Origin of the sequence: Rhodococcus sp. (in: high G+C Gram-positive bacteria) (genome assembly GCF_049299235.1) — a bacterium.
Taxonomy (GTDB): domain Bacteria; phylum Actinomycetota; class Actinomycetes; order Mycobacteriales; family Mycobacteriaceae; genus Rhodococcus.
The window spans coordinates 1-2,707 of record NZ_JBAQXC010000202.1 but is presented as its reverse complement, the minus strand read 5'-3'; the positions used below and the strand labels follow the sequence as shown (position 1 = coordinate 2,707).

Below are 2,707 nucleotides of genomic sequence, written 5' to 3'. Positions count from 1 at the left end.
GGCGAAGGCCGCGCAGACCTGGCGTTTCCCGGTGTTCTTCCACACTCTGCTCGAGCACGGTGTGTATGCGCCGCCGAGCGCGTTCGAGACGTGGTTCGTCTCGTCCGCCCTCGACGACGACGCATTCTCGCGTATCGCCGACGCATTGCCGCACGCCGCGAAGGCCGCCGCGGCCGCCCCCGCACCCTGATACACCGGCAGCCCTGACACACCGATCCCGACCCGCCGGTCCTACCCACCCGGATCTGCTCACCGCCCGACGCGAGGAATACCCACGTGACCAAGACCGCCCCGTCCGAGAAGCGCACCATCGTGCACGTGCTGCGGCACGGCGAGGTGCACAATCCCACCGGCATCCTCTACGGTCGCCTGCCCGGCTACCGGTTGTCCGTCACGGGTGAATCGCAGGCGCGGTCCGTCGCGGCGGCGCTCGCCGACCACGACATCGCGCGTGTCGTCGCGTCCCCGCTCGAGCGTGCCCAGCAGACCGCCGCGCCGATCGCCGAGAAGCATGGCATCGAGATCGTCACCGACGCGAACCTCATCGAGGCGGGCAACCAGTTCGAGGGCCTGAAGGTCGCGGTCGGCGACGGGGCGTTGAGCCGCCCCCGGCACTGGTGGAAGCTGCGCGATCCGTTCACCCCGTCGTGGGGCGAGCCGTATCTGCAGATCGCGCATCGCATGCTCGCCGCGGTCAACGCCGCGCGCGTCGCCGCGGTCGGCCGCGAAGCGGTGTGCGTAAGCCACCAGCTTCCGGTGTGGACGTTGCGCAGGTTCCTCGAGGGCGAGCGGCTGTGGCACGACCCACGGAACCGGCAGTGCAGCCTCGCATCGCTGACGTCGCTGGTGTACGACGGCGACACCCTCGTCGACATCGTGTATTCGGAGCCCGCCGGGGCGTCCGACCCGAACGTGCACGGCGCATGAGAGGGATCGGCGCATGAGAAGGATCCTTGCGTCCGTCGCGGCGCTGCTGTGCTGCGCCGTCGCTCTCACCTCGTGTGCGACCGGCGACGACGCCGTCGTCAGCGGCGGCACGTTCGACTTCGTCTCGCCGGGCGGCCAGACCCGCATCTTCTACGACCCGCCGTCGGAGCGCGGCACCCTCGGTGACCTGTCGGGCGACGATCTGATGAACGAGGGCCGGACCCTCTCGCTCGCCGACTACGAAGGTCAGGTCGTGGTGCTCAACGTGTGGGGCCAATGGTGTGCCCCGTGCCGCAGCGAGGCCGACGACCTCGAACAGGTGTACGAGGCCACCAAGGATCTCGGGGTGCAGTTCCTCGGCATCAACGTCCGGGACAACCAGCGGGACAAGGCGCAGGACTTCATCGTCGACAACAACGTGGGCTACCCGTCGATCTACGATCCGGCGATGCGGTCGCTGCTCGCGCTGGGCCGGAACTACCCGACGTCGGTGGTGCCGACGACTGTCGTTCTCGACCGGGACCATCGTGTCGCCGCGGTGTTTCTCACCGAACTGCTCACCGAGGATCTGCAGCCCGTCGTCGAGCGGATCGCAGCGGAACCGTCCGGGCAACAATGACGACGAGCATCCCTGCGTTCACCGGGACCGGCACGGTCCTGGCGTCCGGTGTCGGCGACACCTTCCAATCGGTGGCCGCGAGCGGACCGCTGCTGCTCGCGGCCGGAGCGTGCCTGCTCGCCGGTCTGGTTTCGTTCGCGTCGCCGTGCGTCGTCCCGCTCGTTCCGGGCTACCTGTCATACCTGGCCGGTGTCGTCGGCGCGGAGGCGCCCGCCGTCACCGAGTCGCAGGCGCAGACGCGCACGACGACGCTGCGCGACGACGGCCGGTTGCGGGTCGCCGGCGCGGCGATGCTGTTCGTCGCCGGGTTCACCGTCGTGTTCGTGCTGGCCACCGCGTCGGTGTTCGGCGCGATCTCGCTGTTCTCGGTCAACCGCGACGTCATGATGCGGGTCGGCGGGGTGGTCACCATCGTCATGGGACTGGCGTTCGTCGGGCTGATCCCCGCGTTGCAGCGCGACACCCGGTTCGAACCGCGACGGCTGACGAGCCTGGCGGGCGCACCGCTGCTCGGCGGTGTGTTCGCGCTCGGCTGGACGCCGTGTCTCGGGCCGACCCTGGCTGGGGTGATTTCGCTGGCCGCGGGCACGGAGGGCGCGACGGCGGCGCGCGGCGTCGCGCTGATCGTCTTCTACTGCATCGGGCTGGGTTTGCCGTTCGTGGTGCTGGCCCTGGGGTCGGCGCGCGCGTTGCGGGGTGTCGGCTGGCTGCGGGCGCATGCCCGCACCGTGCAGATCTTCGGCGGCGTAATGCTCATCGCCGTCGGGATCGCCCTGGTCACCGGTGCGTGGGACGTGTTCGTGTCCTGGGTGCGGGATGCCTTCATCTCCGAGGTGACGCTGCCGATCTGACGGCAGTGACGCCACACAGTTGTCGAACGTTTCGAGAGGCAGTACATGCAGCGCGATCAGACGGTCCGCGTGGGCGACCGCGACCCCCGGAGCAGCCGCAGCATCCCGGGAGGTCGCAGGTGACCGCGACCGACACCTCCACCGCCGCTCCGCAGCCGGCGCCGCCGCCACGGCAGGGCCCGGTCGGGCGGGCCGTCGCCTTCGTCCGCAACACCTGGCGCGGCCTGACATCGATGCGGACCGCGCTGGTGTTGCTGTTCCTGCTGGCACTGGCCGCGATTCCCGGTGCTCTCCTGCCGCAGCGCAGCCT

4 protein-coding genes and 1 pseudogene are annotated in these 2,707 nt (G+C 70.1%); all 5 read left to right on the top strand.

Annotated elements, in window-relative coordinates:
* A pseudogene (locus WAX14_RS12045) lies at positions 1–190 on the top strand (aspartate aminotransferase family protein); the annotation flags it as partial.
* Positions 191–276: 86 nt separating this feature from the next.
* A complete protein-coding gene (locus WAX14_RS12040; protein ID WP_422628293.1) occupies positions 277–927 on the top strand; it encodes a histidine phosphatase family protein in 651 nt (216 codons plus the stop codon).
* A gap of 13 nt (positions 928–940) precedes the next feature.
* On the top strand, positions 941–1,546 hold the full coding sequence (locus tag WAX14_RS12035; RefSeq protein WP_422628292.1) for a TlpA disulfide reductase family protein: 606 nt from the start codon (positions 941–943) through the stop codon (positions 1,544–1,546).
* Positions 1,543–2,397 carry a cytochrome c biogenesis CcdA family protein gene (locus WAX14_RS12030; protein ID WP_422628291.1) on the top strand — a complete coding sequence of 285 codons (855 nt, stop codon included), beginning with the start codon at positions 1,543–1,545 and terminating at the stop codon, positions 2,395–2,397. The genes WAX14_RS12035 and WAX14_RS12030 overlap by 4 nt, the downstream gene beginning before the upstream one ends.
* 119 nt (positions 2,398–2,516) lie before the next feature.
* A partial coding sequence (locus WAX14_RS12025; RefSeq protein WP_422628290.1) for a cytochrome c biogenesis protein ResB occupies positions 2,517–2,707 on the top strand: 191 nt, incomplete at its 3' end.